We start from the raw sequence: 16925 nt of genomic DNA on the forward strand, positions 1-16925 counted from the left end.
AGGTATGAAAAAGCGACTAGTATTAGTAAGCGCATTGTTTTTATACCACAATCAAGCTCTCTGTTCTGGAGAGCTTGATGATTCATATATTGATATTCTCTTCAAGAAGCAACTCTACACATTCCATCATGTGAAAATGGATTATGATGAAAATCCATTTGTATCACTATCAAATCTATCAGACTGGTCAGATACTAACATTGAGTGCAATCCATCATCTAAGATGTGCATCATTGAAAATACTGAATTCCAAAGAATCGTCTCTTTTGATGCAATGGAAACTTACGATGAATTTGGTGATTCTGTTTGTCGATTTGATGAATCCGAATTCCTTGTTGAAGGTGAACAATACTGGTTTAGATTTGATGCTATATCTAAATGCTTGCCTTATAACACAACGTGGACGTTAAGATCATACGAGCTGTTTCTACAGCCGCTATTTAAGCTTAAAAAAGAACGTCTAGATGAAATCCAAAAACAAAGAACTCAAATGATGAGTAATTCAGAAGAAAAACGCAAAGCTTCTGAGCAACATGATGCAATCGTTGCTCCTAGTGAGTTAGAGAAGGAATTGATGTTGGAATATTCAGTAAGATATGACAACGGAAGTTTCTCTAACGGCTTTTCTTCTGAGTTTGTCATGGATGTTGAAAAAGGCTCTCTATTTGGCAGCTTACAGGTCGTAGATGGCGCGAGTTCGTTCGATTGGAACTATGAGAAGCCAAATGGTCGGGTGTTTGATTACACCTCATATGGTAAAGGCAGAAGCCCTTCCATACCATTAACCTCATTACAGGCAACCAATGCGTCAATTTATATCGACAAGATCGAGCTAAGTGAGAGCTTGAATACTTTTGATTTGGATGAGTATGTTGGCGTGGACTCTGAAGTCGATATTTTCAGAAACGGTTTCTACCTCAAAACAGTTCCCGCAGACAATGCTGGTCGAATTCAGGAAAAAGGGATATCGGCTTCTATCGGTGACAACATCACTTTAAGAATCCTTTCTAAAGAGGGCACGTATGTTGAGCGTACCATACAGGTTAATGGTGAGCGCGGATCATTACTATCTAAAGGGGAATGGGACTATGAGCTATTTGCAGATTTCGAAGGCAATAACTTTGCTTTGAAGAATAGTTTCGGGCTTTCAGATGGTATAACAGCAGGTGTAACTCTACTCAATTCTGACCAAGGCAGTGATTATGTTGTTCACGCAGGTTGGCAACCATCACCTTGGCTCATGACTCAAGCAAACATATCTTCTGACAAGTTCCTATTAAAAGGGTACTTCAACTATTTTAAGTCATCTCCATTTTACGTTGAACTTTTGGATGTTAATGAAGAAAACTCATTTGATGATAGTTACTTAAAGCTCACTCAGAACTGGGGTTTAAGTAAATACCATCAGGAAAACACTTTTACACTAAAAGAAGAATCATATGAATTCGATACGATTAATCGATACAAATTCAACAACAGAGCAACACTTAAGTATGAATTTTCTTTGGAGTCAGAAGATATTGTCCGCACGAATCACAATCTTGGATTGAACTACAATCTTGGCGATGAAGGCAGCTTGGATCTTGCTTACAATTACAGTGAAACAAACAAGAACCTGACTGCCACGTTTCGGTATATGTATACTGGTAAAATTGGCTATATGACCAATGACCACAGAAACAACTTTGTTAACGCCAGGCTTAAAATCTCAGATGAGCAGATCGATTATCGCTTATCAGCAGATTGGAATTTCACGCCATACCTAACAGGTGAACTTGGATTTAGTAACGATGCTGTTTTTGCATCTCTTTCACTATCAACAACCATTAAGCCCAGTCAGGACGTAAAGCATAAGAGCAAAGATGCTTTTGGCAATGCCAAAATAGAAGGGATCCTTTACTACATGCAAGATGGCAAGAGAGTGCCTGTAGAGGGCATTACTCTCTATGCTTCAAACTACAAAACCGTTTCAGACAGCAATGGACACTATGTTTTTGAAAGGATCCCCTCAGATGATGAAGTAAAGGTGTTTATCGATGAGTCTGGACTAGACGTAAACATGACCCCTAAAGAGAATGAGGTGTATGTTCAGTCGCGTCCCGCGACAGTTACACGAGTTGATTTCTTGCTGCTTCCTGTTGTTGGTGTGGACGGATATATTGTTGATGTGATTGTTGATGAAGTAGAATTCATATCTGGCAATAAGACTGTAAAAGCCAATGTTGATGAAGATGGATTCTTTCTATTTGAAAAATTATCGTCAGGCACTAGCTACGTAGTTAAAGCATACAGTGATGGTAAATTAGTAAAAGAAACAAAATTCACTGTAACAGATGACTATTGGGAATCTGACGTAAAACTTTGATGATCTATACAAAATTTCGCAGAAATGCTAATATTTGATGCTATTAAAATAAATGAATAAATACTATGTTGACGAATTCTGCAAAAAGAGAGCGTCTAATAAGAAAAATTGATGCGCTACAAGCGCAACTTTCTTTAAACGACATTCAACAGCTCATATTTCAGGTTGTTTCATCTGGTAAGAATGTATTCATCACTGGCTCGGCAGGCTGTGGTAAATCGTATCTATCAGAGACAATAAAAAAATCCATCCCAAACCTCGTGGTCTTGGGACCTACTGGCATGTCTGCCTTGAATGTAGGAGGACAAACAATACATTCGTTCTTCTCATTTCATACTGGGTACATCGACCCAATTGATTTCATTAAGAAGATTAAAAAAGAGAAGCTTCAACTCTTAAAAAAGGTTAAGTACATTCTGATTGATGAAATTTCAATGGTTAGAGCAGATGTCTTTGATAACATCGATGTTGTCTTAAGAAAGCTAAACAAGAGCAAAAAGCCTTTCGGAGGGTGTCAGATCATCTTAGTTGGGGATTTCTGTCAGCTTGAACCTATAGTGAAAACTTACGAGGAAAGAAAGGCGCTGCAAGAGCGCTACGGTAAGAATGTGTACGCATTTAATGCTGATGCATGGCTGACAGGTAAATTCGTTTGTCTAAGTCTAATCAGTTCAGAGCGTACTTCTGACTCATATTACATTAAGTCCCTAAGAAACATCCGTATGGGGCATGAGATTGAACGCTCTCTGAATACAATAAATCAAATTACAAACAAGAATCCACCACCTCCAGGAACGTTACGGCTGTGTACGACAAATGCTCAGGTGAATAAATATAATGGGGATGGTCTTGATTCTGTTGCTGGCTTTACAAGGGTTTATACTGCTGTTGTTAAAGGGAACATTAATCCTAAGGATTGTATCGCTGAGAAAGAACTAGAGCTTAAAGTCGGGTCTCGCGTAATGGCTATTGCCAACAAGACAGGTTCCTACGTCAATGGTGATTTAGGCGAGGTTATTGAGCTAGGGCAGAATTACGTAAGAGTCAGGTTGGATAGAGGTGGAGACGTAAAAGTCACTGAGCATGTATGGAAACAGCTCAAATACACTGTGGGTAAAAGCGAAGAAACCGATGAGGAAGTTGTTAAGCCAAAAGAAGACGGTAGTTTGAAGCAAATCCCGCTTAAGCTGGCATACGCAATCACCATACATAAGTCACAAGGGCAAACGCTTGATAAAGCCATTCTAGACTTAACGCAAGGCACATTTGGTTGTGGACAAGCCTATGTGGGGCTATCAAGGATGACTAAAGCTGATGGTTTATACCTGGCTGCGCCACTAGATGAAACCTTGGTTTTGTACAATGAGGAAGCTGTCAATTTCTCTAAACAAATTGGGTACGAAATGCTTGAAATGATCCCAATCCTTAAAGAGAAGTACAACCTTGACTCGATACGGGAAAAGCTTGCTAAAGATATTCGTGATGCTGAGGAAGAACTTAGCAATATCGCGATTGAGCACCCAAAAGAAAGAAAAGCTTTAGGGATCCACTTTATCAAAGAAGCAGTAAGAAGAACTGAAATTGGTCTACAGGTCGGTTTGATAAAATACACCCAGATGCTTAAAGCGAACAACATCATTCCTGAGGTGAGTTTTAAGAATGGTAATATTACCAATATGACATTCATTTATGATGACATTACCTACAAATGGAAAGAGGTTGTTAGTGATGAAACTTTTGTGGAGTATTTGGAGCGCAATGAAGTTGATACCGAAGACTATCCAGAAGATTTCATCAATAAAGTGAATAGCTTCAGTAATGCAATCAAACAGGAAGAGGAAGACAAAAAGCAAAGAAGGGAATCTTTACTCAAGAAATTCTTGGGTGGTGGACTATAAAAAGGGAGCCAGGCTCCCTTTATTCTTTTACCGCTTTAAACTTGTTGTGAATGGCTCTGAATCGCTTTCCTCTAGGCAACATTTCCCCCTTTTTCAGATTGATATACCACGCCTTGTAAGGTGTTCGTTTCTCGTAGAGTTCTTTAATTAAGAAAAGCCGCTCATAGAGTGAATGGTCTGCCTTGGGATCAATAAATCTTACACCTTCAGAAAATGCTGGTGGTACAAAGCGTGACAATAATCTCCTCATATCAATCGTAGTAAGTAAAGGGAATGGATTAATGGTTGAAGAGGGTACAAGTATATCTTTTACCTCTTCTGTATTAAAAGGATTGTATTGGACAGTTTCTTTATTCACATTGACTACCTTTATTAATAAGAATAAAAAAAGGTCACTTCTGAAGTGACCTTTTTTATTTTTTGTTCTTCACAATGAAATCTTGTAAAACCACAAGATTTATCGCCAACTTCTACTGCCGTGACAGTTATTATGGCAGTTAGTATGGCAGTTCGAATGACAACATTGAGCTGTTCTTCCTGCTGTTGCTTCAAACTGATTATTAGCGAGAAACGCTTCTATGTCAAGCCCTTCAATCTTACCATCAACCGCGAACATTTCCGCAATATCTCTATCGATAAAGAATTCAGATTCGGATTCAGTTGCATTTAATGCGCCAATGATATCATTAACCATCAAATCATCAACTTGCTCTTTATTGTAATCATTATCTACCTTCACACCTGCATGAGCAAGCTGTGAAATGGCTATTGTGGATGCTGCCACAACAGAATATGGGATACCTTTCATCATAACACCTTTATTATTTATTGTATTAATTTATTGTTTAGTATTTTTCTAAATCATAACAACTAACAACTTGGTCAGCAAGAGTTTTTGTGAGATTGAGCCAGTTTGAATGGTTGTATTTAAATGACAAATAAAATATAATTCGCTACTAATAAAGCCCACAGCGGCAAAAGTAAGCAATTAATTAATAAATAAAATTGGAATTAAAGATGATAGTACTTGTTAAAACTGATCTCGATAATAACAACAACAAATTCTGGAAAGCTTGGACTGACGGCTCCAGTTTTTGTGTCCATAATGGACGAGTAGGTACGAGAGGTCAGATTCAACATCCCAAAATGATGGGGTCTGAATGCTCTGCGGAAAGAGAGCTGGAAAAGAAAAAACGCTCTAAAATCCGTGATGGGTATCGTGAACTGCAAGTCATTGACCAGACTCATCTTGTACAAAGCAACTTCAAGCCAAATGACATTATTCGCAAAGCTGCTCGCGAGCAAATCCGCACAAATAACGAGTCTGTCATTTTTGAACTTATCGATCAGCTAATCGAGAAGAACATCCACAACATCGTGTCTAACACTGAAATTGAATTCGATGATGAGCTAGGACTATTTAAAACGCCACTTGGTTTCGTAGATGCACACATTATTGATGAAGCGGAAAAGCTGCTAAATCAAATGGTGCCATTCTTCAAGAAAGATGATTTTAGCTCAGATAGCGTAAGAACGATGTTTTGTGATTACCTAATGCTTATTCCTCAAAAGGCTAAATCAAAACTCGCTATCGAAACATTCTTCGATACAGAAGAAAAAATCGATAAGCAATTTGGTATCATTGCCGACCTTAGAAGCTCAGTAGAGCAGCTTGATGAAATCAACGAGCAATTACTGAAAGAAGTAAAAGAAAAACGCGAGAATCAACCAACACCTGAACTGTTTGGTTGTTCAGTTAATCTTGTTGAAGATCAGACTGTAATCGATGAAATTAAGAAAATTTACCAATCAAATCAATCGTCATACCACAGCTCTTCAAACATGCGTGTTAAGCGCGTTTTCGAAGTTACTATTGACCATATGACGAAAGGCTTTGAAGAAAATAAAATGTCTGAGCAGAAAAACGTTTGGACGCTATGGCATGGTACTCGTGCTGGTAACGTGGTATCTATTCTTAAGAATGGTCTTATTATCCCACCAGAGACTGCGGGTCACGTAGTAGGGCGCATGTTTGGTAATGGTGTGTACTTCTCTAATAACTCAACTAAGTCATTGAACTACTCAGCAGGCTTCTGGTCAGGCAAGAAAGAGTACACATGCTACATGTTCCTATGTGATGTAGCGATGGGTGAGTACTTTGTCCCTGAATATTCAGACTCTAGCCTGCACAAAGACGGACATGACTCAGTATTCGCGAAAGCAGGTGAGTCTTCAGTAATGAACAATGAAATGATTGTTTTTGATCTGAATCGAATCCGACCAAAATACCTGGTTGAATTTAATTAACAAATAAAAAAAGGCTGGATTTTTCCAGCCTTTTTAAGTATATAGGCTAATAGAAAAGAGAATTAATAAAGGCAGGATTGTGACCAATAAAGATAACTACTTAGTCATTGATTTAGAGATGACCTGTGAAGAAACCACACCAAAAGGCTATGTGCCAGAAATCATTCAAATTGGAATTGTCGAGTTGAACGCTCAAGGTTCACTTGTGTCTGAAAAGATGCTGTTCGTAAAGCCAACCATTAACCAAGTAAGCGCATTCTGCACAAAGCTTACAGGCGTAACTCCAAAACAAGTTAAATCTGCTAGTCCTCTAGTCATGGTGATGAACACATTAGTCAAATATGGCATCAAGAATAAAAAACTTGTTTTTTGGGGGGTAGACAACCTTCAGTTTCAGAATGAGTGCGAGTTGAAAGGAATTGATGTACCAATTTCAACATCAATTATAAACTTAAGCTTGGTTCACTCAGCATTGATGGGAACCAATCAAAAAATAAAGCTTAATGATGCACTGAAGCAATGGGGCATTACTCCTGAAGGTAAGGCTCATGATGCATTAGTGGACGCGAAAAACACGGCTAAGCTCTTTACAAAGCTTATTGGTGTCGCTAACAACATTAACAAACAACAAGGTGAGTAATTATGAAAAAGACCATTTTATGGCTGAGCGCCATACTAGCAGCAACTTTTGCTATTAACGCTTACGCAGAAAGCCCTGTAAAAGACCAGTATACCGATTTCAAAGAGGCTGTTGATGAGCTTAATTGGGATTGCAAGATTGATGATAATAGCTATTTCTACCAAGGGTTAGATCAAAGTAGTGAAGAGCCGAGGATAATCTACAAATTCGTTTATGATGGTGAAACCATCTGTGAGTCAGAAGATCCTCAAAGCCTCTGTAACAGCTACGTGGTTGCTAAAACACCGTGGGCATATAAGAAAGGCGTTATTACGGATAATGCAAACGGTAATAATTACTACCGCATCTGTCGCACAGACAGGGAAACAATACCTGGCGCTGTAGATAAGAAGTTTGAAGTTGGTCTTGATTCCAATAAGTAAAAACAGAGAAATTCAATAAATTAACAATAAAAAGGAAATATTCATGGATAAGGAAGCACTTTTAAAAGTATATCTCGATGAAGTCTATGATAAAACGGAAGAGATAGACCCTACAGGAAGCCAATACTGGTATTCAATTGTATTGGGATGGGCAATAGGCAAGGGATTAGAACCAGAAGCTGCACATGAGTTTGCGTACCATGTCATTTATGAAACAGCCTTTTGTTAAGCAAAAAGCGCTATAAAATGTTATAGCGCTTTTTTATAATCATGAAAGCTTGTCACTATCAAGCATTACAAAGAACATATTCACATCAGTGTTGTCTTTTAATCTTGAAACAAAAAAACAGTCATGTTTTCTAAGGTTCTTAATATCGCGACTATCAATACGTGAAACATACTGATTCAATCCAGAACAAGAATGACTATTATCACGCCTTAGAAAGTTATGAGAACACATTTCTTCATAAGGGTCATCCATCCTAAAAAGTGCATAGTGACCGAAAGAATTAACGATTCCCCTGTATCTTCTTGTGTCATCTGTAGATACAACTAATCCAAAACCCTTTCCTTTAAGCCAGCACATTGCTTTCTCAAGCTCATCTCTGGTTGATTCATTTAAGGGTTGCGATTCTTCAAGTATCACAACGACTTCACGTTTGTTTAATGGTGTATCATGGCTTGCTATACCAGACTCTGCAATCTTATTTAAAAGAGATATAAGTTTAGTGTTGTATAACCCCTTTGCCATATCGTCTTTATATTGCCATCCTGGATTAGTTTTTATGATAGATAACTTTACACCCTTATCAAAGGTTTTTGGATCGAATTCACCAGAAAGCTCAGATATTAAAACCTCGTCATGTTGAAGATTTTTGAATCCAATTTGCTCATGCATATTTTCTAATATTTCATTACCTTTCGAATCACTGTTTAGTCCTGATAATGATTCAGTGATATAGATAACTCTCGCACCATAATCAAGCAAGGTTTTTGCGTAAGCATTAGTAAACGTTACCCGCCCAGAGTTTCCCCAGCTATCACCGATAATAAATAAACCCTGATCAAACAATCTGATTGGCAACTTCCAAGTTTTTGATTTCTTACAAAACAATGAATCATATAATGAACGCTTTCGAATCGTATCGTACCTACAAATTCCAAAATCTATCGTTGGCTGCTCGCAATCACTTTTGGATGAGAAAAATTTATTAAGCATTATAAATATCCTTTTAACAGTCGGTAAGATCTAAAAATTCATAGTCATGATCAGCACAGAAGTCTTCAAACGCTTCTACGAAGCGAGAACCAATGTGTCTTCCTTCCTTTGATGCGTATTCTGCGTGATATGCAAGCTGGACATTAAAGAATCTTGAGCAAATGAGATCATTGTGTAAGTCTTCAAGGAAGCAGTCTAAGAACGAATCAATAAATGTACTAAAAAACGACTGTCCGCGATGATCTGGAAGGATGTAGATGTAGTTAAGCTCAAAAGTTAGCTTTTGTTGGTAATATCCCTCATCCATATACTCTGAACCCCAATTGAAGGTGAATACCATATATCCAATTGGGGAATTATCTTTGTATAGCATGATGCAAGGTTGCCAAAATAAACCATCATCCGATGATAAAGAGACAGGGATATGAGAGTATTTTGATGTGGTAATGACGGAATTTACAAGCATTGAATTTTGTATATCAGGATCAGTTTCTTTCAATAACCTGCAACTCAAACCATTACCAATCTTTATACCGCCTGCAAGAGAGTAGTAGGCTGATTCAATATTTTGTTTCATTATTATTCTTCTTTTTTTTATGTTTTTAATATTTTTCAGGGAGTATACTAATTTGTAAGTAAAGATCAATTTTATTTGTTTTATTTATGCTCGTATGGTTGTAAAATAGACAAAATTTTTAATATTAAATATAATAAATTTGGAAAAAGTTATGAATAACAACACCTTTAATGAGTCCTACGATAACAATGAACAAGATCTACCTGAGATCAATGTAGAAAGTAATCCTGATATATTTGAAAATGAAATTGTAGATGAAGAATAACTCCTGATCTAGGAATGCAACATGGAAAGCTCAAGCCTGTTTAACAAAACCGAGCAGGAACTTATCGGTATAGCTGTTAATCAACTATCTTCTGTTTGCGACATGGCAGCAAAAAAAGATGGTTTGGGCTTCAATAAACCTGACGCTAGAAAGGGGCATCATCTTGCAGCACTACCATTGGATGAGTGGACTGAGCTTGACTACGCCTTTTGCTGGGCAATCCTTTTCAAATATCAAACTCAACTAGAAAGCATCTTTAAGACCAGCATAAGCGAACTTTACAAAGAGAAACTCAAAGGCGTGAAGAAAGAAGACATCCCAAAAGTTCTTATGGATGTTCGAGATAAGCTGCGAGAAAGAATCAATGAAAAGCACTTGGTGCTATTCAGTGAAGATGCATTCATCCTGGTATACAACGACATCAAATACTCCCCAAATGTCGATGATGCATTCAAGTTCCTTAACGCAGAAAAAGTTGAAGGCGAAACTAATACAAAATGGATAGTCAAAAATACTTACTGTAGGGGCTTTGAGTACATTGCTAAGAAGCTTATTGGGCTAGATAACCTCCATTTTTGTAAAGGCGCATATAACCGTTTGCGTGAAGGATTTGAAGGAGAGTTGACCCTAAATGACTTACTACGATCTGGATTCGATGAGAGAGATGTCATTTTCCTAAAAACTTCTGAAGATTCTGAACCTGTCACTTTAGAAATCAAAGCGAGAAACACTTACAAGGAAGCAAAGAAGCTTACTCGATACGAATACATTAAAGACGAGAATAAGGCTGTTGCACAAATGGCTTTCCTTTCAGATTATAGAGTCATAATAACATTGGCTAATGCACTTAAGTTTAAGCTCAAAGTTGATGGTGAGCCTGTCAACCTAAGACAATTCATGGACATAGCTAAACCTAAGATGGTTAAGCCTGATTACTTCCATAAAACAGTATCAGGGAAAACTGTCACGATCACTGACGAAAAGCAGTATTTATCCATCCCTAAAGCTCCAGGAAAGGGCTTGTCAATGAAGAGAGATGGTAACACCTATACATTTGCTGTTTTCAGCGAGAAGGGGCTTAGGAGCATATATTCGTTTATGCAGAGTATTAATTGCGATCTGAGGGATAAGGATATAGTTGAACTCAAGAACAATCTGTTAAACAAAGATATTGTAGCTGATGGAAGCTCTGGAAAATCCGCACCTAAAAAAGATGCGAACAAAACACAAAATCTAAAGTCTTTGCGTAGAGAAGGGGATAACGTCTATATTAAATTCCCGTATTCTCCAATGCTGGTGGACTTAATTAAGAAGAACGTTGATCCAAATAGTAGAAAATACGAGCCTTCAACTCAAGAATGGATGATTAAAGATGATCTTTTGACTTCAAAGTTCGTTCAAAGTTTGCAAGAGGATCATGGATTTCAGTGGTCTTAGAGCGTTCTTGCTCAAGTTCTAGCTTTTCTTTCTCAATTTTAGTTAAGATTTTATTGATGCTAGTAAGAAACAACTCTTTACGTAAAAAGTCATTCATCTCGATAAACTCTTTAGTTTTCATAGCTTGCATTTCAGCATTAAACGCTTTCGCCTGATGCAGCTTTTTAGTAAGGCTGATCATCAGAAATGCGCGGATAGTAACTTTAGAGTCTTCGAGATTATCCACCTCTTCATGGAATTGATTTACTACCACAAATCCTTTAGCAAAAGCTTGAGAAATCCACTGCTTTACTACCGTAATGGTCTTCTCAACCTTAGATAGCTGCATTGGGTCTTTGAACTGTCGGATCTTGGTTCTTTGAAAGTTAGAGGATAACTCAGCTATTTTATGTCGCATCAAATCCACCTCTTTCTCAAGCTCCTTATTGCTTTTAAGAGAAATGGATTCTTCTAGGAGAAGAATCATACGAGCATAAATGGCAATCTCAGGCACAGTGCCGAAACCAATCGCTTTAGCTTCTGTCAATGACCGCATAAGATTATTAACTTTTAAATTAATATCTCTAACACGAGAGTCTACTTGCTTAGATTTTTCTTGTCTTTTGGATAAATAAACAGAAGACCCAATCGTAACAACGACAAGACTAGCTGAAGCTAGGAGAATGGAAGAGTTTAAAATAAAAGAAGTATCGGCGCTCATTTTTTATACTTGATAAAAATAGAGGGGATTAATCCCCTCCATTAGGTTAAACAGACTTAGAAGTTGTAGCTTGCTACGAATGAAACCTTGCCTGTTGCGTCATCCGAACCGTCAGCATGGAATAGACCGTAGTCGGTTAGGTATTCTTGGTGGCTGTACTCAACACCAAACGCAAATTCATTCGACACGAAGTATTCCATTTTTGCAGTAAGATCTTTCTTCTCTGCATAATCAGATCCGAATGTGCTACCGTAGGATACATCAAAATTCAGATGCTCAGCGGCAATGATTTTCAAACCTACGCGAGCAAAGCCAAGGTCTTCATCGTATTTTAGTTCATCAATAGTTTCATTGAAGATACCCGCTTGAGTGTAAAGATCGATGTTCTGATGGATGCGAGTATGGTAGCCAAGACCAAGCTGGTAGCTATCAGACTTATCAAGACCTTTCAGGCTATCGAAATCTACATTTGTGTACTCAGCAATACCGTAAAAGTTATGAGCAAGCTCTTTTGACAGACCAATAGTAATCGCTGTTGGATCTGCACCATCTGCATTGATTGTACCAGCTTTCGCGTAAACGCTATCATAACCAAGACTTGCTGCCATAGAAGTTGCACTAACCATAGCAAGAGCTGCTGCTAGAAATACTTTTTTCATAAAAGAACCTTTTATTGTTAATTTTAGATTTATTTAAGCTTTGATTTTGAGTGAATTACAAGATCAAGTCAACAAAATTAGTAAGAGCTTATGCTCAGTAAAACATTGAGAGCCACATAAAAAATGTCGTTAAAACATCAGATTTTGCATTCACTTTATTTTCGAAAACAGATTTTGATGTAATCACAATGTTATGTCAACTGTCGATCTGCAAAAAGATCAACAGAGACAAGCAAACCATTGTTCATGTATGGCATCTATGCCATACTAAACCCCCAGCCAAAGGCTTTGATAAAATGGAATAATATGGCAATCCGTAGAGATATACCTGAAGGTCATCACATGAATGATTACCTGATGAAATTTCGTAGGGCTAAGCAAGAAGATACGCTTGAAAAAATGGTTGAAGGCGCAATTGATGCTGTAAAAGACCATAAGGATTTCGACTCTGGAACTAGGTTTCGTATAGAGCTTGATATTGAATCTGCCTACGATAAGCGATTAAAAGAAATGGCTTTAGGTAATGTAGATCATCCTGAACCTTCTACAACATGCGCAAGTGAGAAAAGCCAGGATAAGTACGATCCTGAAAAAATGCTAAAAGAGCAACTTTCCAAACTCGGATAAAAATAGCGGGAAATTCCCGCTTTTTTTTGAGATTAATATTCGATATACTTCCAAAAAATAACCGACTAAAATGGTCAAGTATTAAAGGTGAGTTTATGAATATTAATAAAAGAATATACCTGGATTATGCTGCAACTACTCCTGTAGCGCCAGAAGTTATCGAAGAGATGGTCAAGCACTTAGGATACTCTGATAACTTCGGAAATCCAGCCTCAAGAAGCCATGATTTTGGTTGGAATGCAGAAAAAGTAATTGAAGAATCAAGATTACAAATAGCAAAATCCCTTCACACCGATCCTCGAAGCATCGTTTGGACTTCAGGTGCTACAGAAGCAAATAACTTAGCAATTCGTGGCGCTGCACAGTTTTATCAAAAGAAAGGTAAGCACATAATCACAAGCAAGATAGAGCATAAAAGCGTTCTAGACACATGTCGTCAGCTAGAAGCTGATGGTTTTGAAGTGACATATATCGAACCAGACAAAGATGGTCGAGTAACGGTAGAGCGCGTACAAGACCATATCCGACCTGATACAATCTTGGTTTCCATTATGTTTGCAAACAATGAAATTGGGACTATAAACGATATTGAAAGGATTGGGGTTCTAACGCGATCTGAAGGGGTGATTTTTCATGTTGACGCAGTTCAAGCATATGGAAAATTACTCATCGATGTTGAAAATCTAAAAATTGACCTTCTCTCTATTTCAGCTCATAAAATTTATGGACCCAAAGGAATTGGTGCTCTCTATGTAGGTAGAAAACCTCGTATTAGAATAAAGCCTCAAATGCTTGGTGGTGGTCATGAGCGAGGAATGCGCTCTGGAACGCTTCCAACGCATCAAATAGCAGGGTTTGCTGTCGCCTCCAAAATCGCCTACGAACGGATATTTAAGGATAGAATCAAGTATCTGAGATTAAGACATAAACTATTGACTGGAATCAGCGACATAGAACCTATTCAGGTCAACGGTTCCAGTAAATACTATTTGCCTAATATCATTAATATAAGCTTCCCATTTGTTGAAGGGGAGTCATTACTAATGGCAATTGACAAGTTCGCAGTGTCTAGTGGATCCGCATGTACATCGGCATCACTGGAACCATCATATGTATTAAGGGCGCTTGGCTTGGATGATGAAGTTGCACATAGTTCAATAAGATTTAGCTTTGGACGAGAAACAAGCGATAGCGACATAGATGAATTAATTAAAACAATAAAAACTGCTGTTAAAAGATTAAGAGAGCTATCGCCTTTGTGGGATATGTATTTAGATGGTGTTGACCTAAAATCAGTTGAATGGGTTAATCACTAAATAAAAGGGCTGAGAATAATCTCAGCCTTTATCTTTACATGCCTAAACCAGCATCAGCAGTTTTCTTTTTGGCTCTGGTTTTTTTAGGAGCCTTAAACTCTGGTGTCGGAATATCTGGTGACACTTCTTCCAACTCACTAATCCTGGTTATATTCGTAGACTTTCTTCCGTCATCGTGCGTGTAATGTCCCTTAACCGTTGCTTTCATTGTGTATGTTTTACCTATATCCATTTCAATGTAAGACTGGAAATAGGATTTAGCAGAGAATCTTAATCCGCTATCATCAACAAATGAGTAAGAGGTATATGGGTACGCAGTATCATACCTATCATACTTCTCAAGCAATTTAAGCTTTAAGACTCCACGGTCTTTTTCATCGCCAAAGAATTCTTCTTTGAAGGTTAGGTCGGCTTTTGCCTTATTCGTATAAAAGTCTTTTGGCAGTGATACAGCAATGCCTAACGCGCTACCTGTCATAATATCCACATACCCTGTTTTCATGATCACTTTTGAATTGTGGATGTAGTTATTTTTAGAAGGGTTATTTAAAGTTTCCTGAATAATTTCTTTAGCATCATTCAAATATTGGTTTTCAATTTCTGCCGCGTAATGATAAAGAATTTTAAGAGCTTCATCATCAAAGTTCTTACCTGAACGCATCAAGTGATTCATTACTCTTTGTTTTGTTGACGGTTCCTCATCAGATTTTGCAAAACCATATTCCTTAATAAAATAACAAGCTAATGCCATTACAGGCTCGATATGATATCTATATTGACCACGACCATAATCATAGTCTCCTTCATATTCATCGATCTCATCGAAAAGCCTATTTAGGTTAAAGTGGAATAGGGCTTTAGACAAAGTATCATCATCAAGGAAATCGTCCACACAAGTACTACCTACTTGTTTGATTTCTTTGGTTTCAATATTTCGCAAGAGGAAGGTGGTACTTCTTCTTCTCACCGTATCACAATGCTGACAATTGGGTGCGCATCCTTGATGTTCCTGAATGCTTGATTCGAATTCAGCCTGCTGACCAATAAATGGTGAAGTTTCAACAATGTTCAAATATTCACCGCTTTCTTTATCTTTACCCATGTGGTTGATCTTGGCAAAGAACTCCCAGCCTTGAATAACAGGCATGATTCCTTCGATTTCCATTTCAATATATGGAATACCAACAAATGGTTTGCCATTGATTCGCGCAAACCTTACATCATCATCCCAACCATTACTAAGACTTCCACGCTTAAAGGCGGAGTAGTCAAGTTTAGTTTCACCAGTCGGCGTAATAGTAATGGGTTCAGCGCCGATTTTATTCGCTCTTTTAATTAGCTTATCTGCATTTTTAAGAAGCTTAGGAACTAAGGCTTCTCTAATCCAAACTTTCATAAAATTGATTCCATTTTTATTTAATTGTATCAGAAATAAACACCTGCATAAAGCAGGTGAATATCAATTCAATCTCTCTTGTACTCTGTCGTACTTTTTCTTGAGTTGAACAATTAAATCACGATCATATGCCATCGCGTGAATCATAAGCTTATGAAATTTTTTCGTATCTTCTAAAGAGGTGATAATAAATAAATCGGAATTCTTAAACACGTTAACAACATCAATATTATCAAGGTTTAGTTGATAAAGATCATCAGTAATAACAAGACCTGGAAATGACTTCAAAAAATGGTCTTTCTGAGGTAACTCTGATGCAACATAAGGTGTGAACCCTGATTCAACATAAAGGTTGTTGTCCAACATAATCAAATCTGAGCTATCAAATCCTTTAGAGATATGATTAAGCATTTCTGAAGATTCTGACTCAAATTCACCTGTAATGTATTTCCCATACTCAACCTCAGAGTATCCCATGCTGAGGTTTTCTGGATTCTTAGCCCATTTCTTCTTAGCTTCATTAAAGCTTTTCGATTCTTCATCTGTCAATTCGACAAATTTATTGGGAGGGTAGTGTTTATATGTAATTTTAACACCAGAATCTTTATTTGCTTTTACAAATGCATCAATATGATTTTGATAAATTTTATCATTTTGAAAATAGCTTCTATTCCCGTAACCAAAATCAATGATTGGTGCCAAATTAACATCTATGCAGTTATTAATCTTCATCTTAGACATGATGTCTTTTACCTGTGTGTAATAGAGATCTGGCTCCATTTCTACTGCGGCTTTAGGTGATGGTAAGTCATATCCTGAGAAAGTATTAACTTTACCACCTTCGACATCTGCAAATACGAGCTTCCCCTTATCGCTATGGTCACAGGAGAACATTGACTCACCACCTCTGAAGAAGATCATTTTATTAAGATGCTGACTATTAAATGAGTATGGAGAAACAATCAGTGACGATAGCATGTTGGCAGGTGATGGGTAGCTCTTTTCAATCTCAACTTCGCTTTGGGCATTGGTGACTGAAGCAAAGCTGGCTAAGGCTAATAGTGTTATTCTTGAAATTTTCATATTGATAATTTTAT

The 16925-nt window shown here is 37.5% G+C and carries 17 protein-coding genes; 9 read left to right on the plus strand and 8 right to left on the minus strand.

Annotated elements, in window-relative coordinates:
* Positions 1-4 precede the first annotated feature (4 nt).
* Both R7Q39_RS11645 and R7Q39_RS11650 read left to right on the plus strand, forming a co-directional pair.
* Positions 5-2365 carry a hypothetical protein gene (locus R7Q39_RS11645; RefSeq protein WP_318076303.1) on the plus strand — a complete coding sequence of 787 codons (2361 nt, stop codon included), beginning with the start codon at positions 5-7 and terminating at the stop codon, positions 2363-2365.
* A 65-nt stretch (positions 2366-2430) separates the two neighbouring features.
* Positions 2431-4263, plus strand: coding sequence for a DEAD/DEAH box helicase (locus R7Q39_RS11650; RefSeq protein ID WP_318076304.1), 1833 nt, complete (start codon positions 2431-2433; stop codon positions 4261-4263).
* A gap of 19 nt (positions 4264-4282) precedes the next feature.
* Here the strand turns inward: R7Q39_RS11650 and R7Q39_RS11655 are convergent, their stop codons facing one another.
* Together R7Q39_RS11655 and R7Q39_RS11660 are read right to left on the minus strand one after the other, a co-directional pair.
* Positions 4283-4621 carry a hypothetical protein gene (locus tag R7Q39_RS11655; protein ID WP_318076305.1) on the minus strand — a complete coding sequence of 113 codons (339 nt, stop codon included), beginning with the start codon at positions 4619-4621 and terminating at the stop codon, positions 4283-4285.
* Between the two features lie 99 nt (positions 4622-4720).
* Positions 4721-5074 (minus strand): hypothetical protein, encoded by a 354-nt coding sequence (locus R7Q39_RS11660; protein WP_318076306.1) that lies wholly within the window; start codon positions 5072-5074, stop codon positions 4721-4723.
* Positions 5075-5280: 206 nt separating this feature from the next.
* On the opposite strand from R7Q39_RS11660, the gene R7Q39_RS11665 reads away from it, so the two are divergent.
* From R7Q39_RS11665 to R7Q39_RS11680, 4 genes are all read left to right on the plus strand, one after another.
* The gene (locus tag R7Q39_RS11665) at positions 5281-6570 is read left to right on the plus strand and encodes a WGR domain-containing protein (protein WP_318076307.1); all 1290 of its coding nucleotides are present in this window, start codon (positions 5281-5283) and stop codon (positions 6568-6570) included.
* 79 nt (positions 6571-6649) lie between these two features.
* Positions 6650-7210 (plus strand): 3'-5' exonuclease, encoded by a 561-nt coding sequence (locus tag R7Q39_RS11670; RefSeq protein WP_318076308.1) that lies wholly within the window; start codon positions 6650-6652, stop codon positions 7208-7210.
* A 2-nt stretch (positions 7211-7212) separates the two neighbouring features.
* The gene (locus R7Q39_RS11675; RefSeq protein ID WP_318076309.1) at positions 7213-7632 is read left to right on the plus strand and encodes a hypothetical protein; all 420 of its coding nucleotides are present in this window, start codon (positions 7213-7215) and stop codon (positions 7630-7632) included.
* A gap of 43 nt (positions 7633-7675) precedes the next feature.
* The gene (locus R7Q39_RS11680) at positions 7676-7861 is read left to right on the plus strand and encodes a hypothetical protein (protein ID WP_094132139.1); all 186 of its coding nucleotides are present in this window, start codon (positions 7676-7678) and stop codon (positions 7859-7861) included.
* A 39-nt stretch (positions 7862-7900) separates the two neighbouring features.
* Here R7Q39_RS11680 and R7Q39_RS11685 read toward each other — a convergent pair whose 3' ends face one another.
* On the minus strand, positions 7901-8851 hold the full coding sequence (locus R7Q39_RS11685; RefSeq protein ID WP_318076310.1) for a hypothetical protein: 951 nt from the start codon (positions 8849-8851) through the stop codon (positions 7901-7903).
* 13 nt (positions 8852-8864) lie between these two features.
* Positions 8865-9428 carry a hypothetical protein gene (locus tag R7Q39_RS11690; RefSeq protein ID WP_045592849.1) on the minus strand — a complete coding sequence of 188 codons (564 nt, stop codon included), beginning with the start codon at positions 9426-9428 and terminating at the stop codon, positions 8865-8867.
* Between the two features lie 286 nt (positions 9429-9714).
* On the opposite strand from R7Q39_RS11690, the gene R7Q39_RS11695 reads away from it, so the two are divergent.
* A complete protein-coding gene (locus R7Q39_RS11695) occupies positions 9715-11130 on the plus strand; it encodes a hypothetical protein (RefSeq protein WP_318076311.1) in 1416 nt (471 codons plus the stop codon).
* On the opposite strand, the gene R7Q39_RS11700 is transcribed toward R7Q39_RS11695, so the two are convergent.
* Together R7Q39_RS11700 and R7Q39_RS11705 are read right to left on the minus strand one after the other, a co-directional pair.
* Positions 11060-11830, minus strand: a complete 771-nt coding sequence (locus R7Q39_RS11700) for a hypothetical protein (RefSeq protein ID WP_318076312.1) — start codon at positions 11828-11830, stop codon at positions 11060-11062. The genes R7Q39_RS11695 and R7Q39_RS11700 overlap by 71 nt on opposite strands.
* Before the next feature lie 56 nt (positions 11831-11886).
* The gene (locus tag R7Q39_RS11705; RefSeq protein ID WP_053318381.1) at positions 11887-12489 is read right to left on the minus strand and encodes an outer membrane beta-barrel protein; all 603 of its coding nucleotides are present in this window, start codon (positions 12487-12489) and stop codon (positions 11887-11889) included.
* A gap of 306 nt (positions 12490-12795) precedes the next feature.
* Here R7Q39_RS11705 and R7Q39_RS11710 point away from each other — a divergent pair, with 306 nt between their 5' ends.
* On the plus strand, positions 12796-13116 hold the full coding sequence (locus tag R7Q39_RS11710) for a hypothetical protein (RefSeq protein WP_318076313.1): 321 nt from the start codon (positions 12796-12798) through the stop codon (positions 13114-13116).
* Between the two features lie 101 nt (positions 13117-13217).
* Positions 13218-14432: an IscS subfamily cysteine desulfurase gene (locus R7Q39_RS11715; protein ID WP_318076337.1), complete on the plus strand. Its 1215-nt coding sequence runs from the start codon at positions 13218-13220 to the stop codon at positions 14430-14432.
* 34 nt (positions 14433-14466) lie between these two features.
* On the opposite strand, the gene R7Q39_RS11720 is transcribed toward R7Q39_RS11715, so the two are convergent.
* Together R7Q39_RS11720 and R7Q39_RS11725 are read right to left on the minus strand one after the other, a co-directional pair.
* Positions 14467-15828, minus strand: a complete 1362-nt coding sequence (locus R7Q39_RS11720) for a hypothetical protein (protein WP_318076314.1) — start codon at positions 15826-15828, stop codon at positions 14467-14469.
* A gap of 63 nt (positions 15829-15891) precedes the next feature.
* A complete protein-coding gene (locus R7Q39_RS11725) occupies positions 15892-16911 on the minus strand; it encodes a hypothetical protein (RefSeq protein WP_318076315.1) in 1020 nt (339 codons plus the stop codon).
* Positions 16912-16925: the final 14 nt, after the last annotated feature.

It is taken from the genome of Vibrio sp. 947 (assembly GCF_033339115.1).
GTDB classification, from domain to species: domain Bacteria; phylum Pseudomonadota; class Gammaproteobacteria; order Enterobacterales; family Vibrionaceae; genus Vibrio; species Vibrio alginolyticus.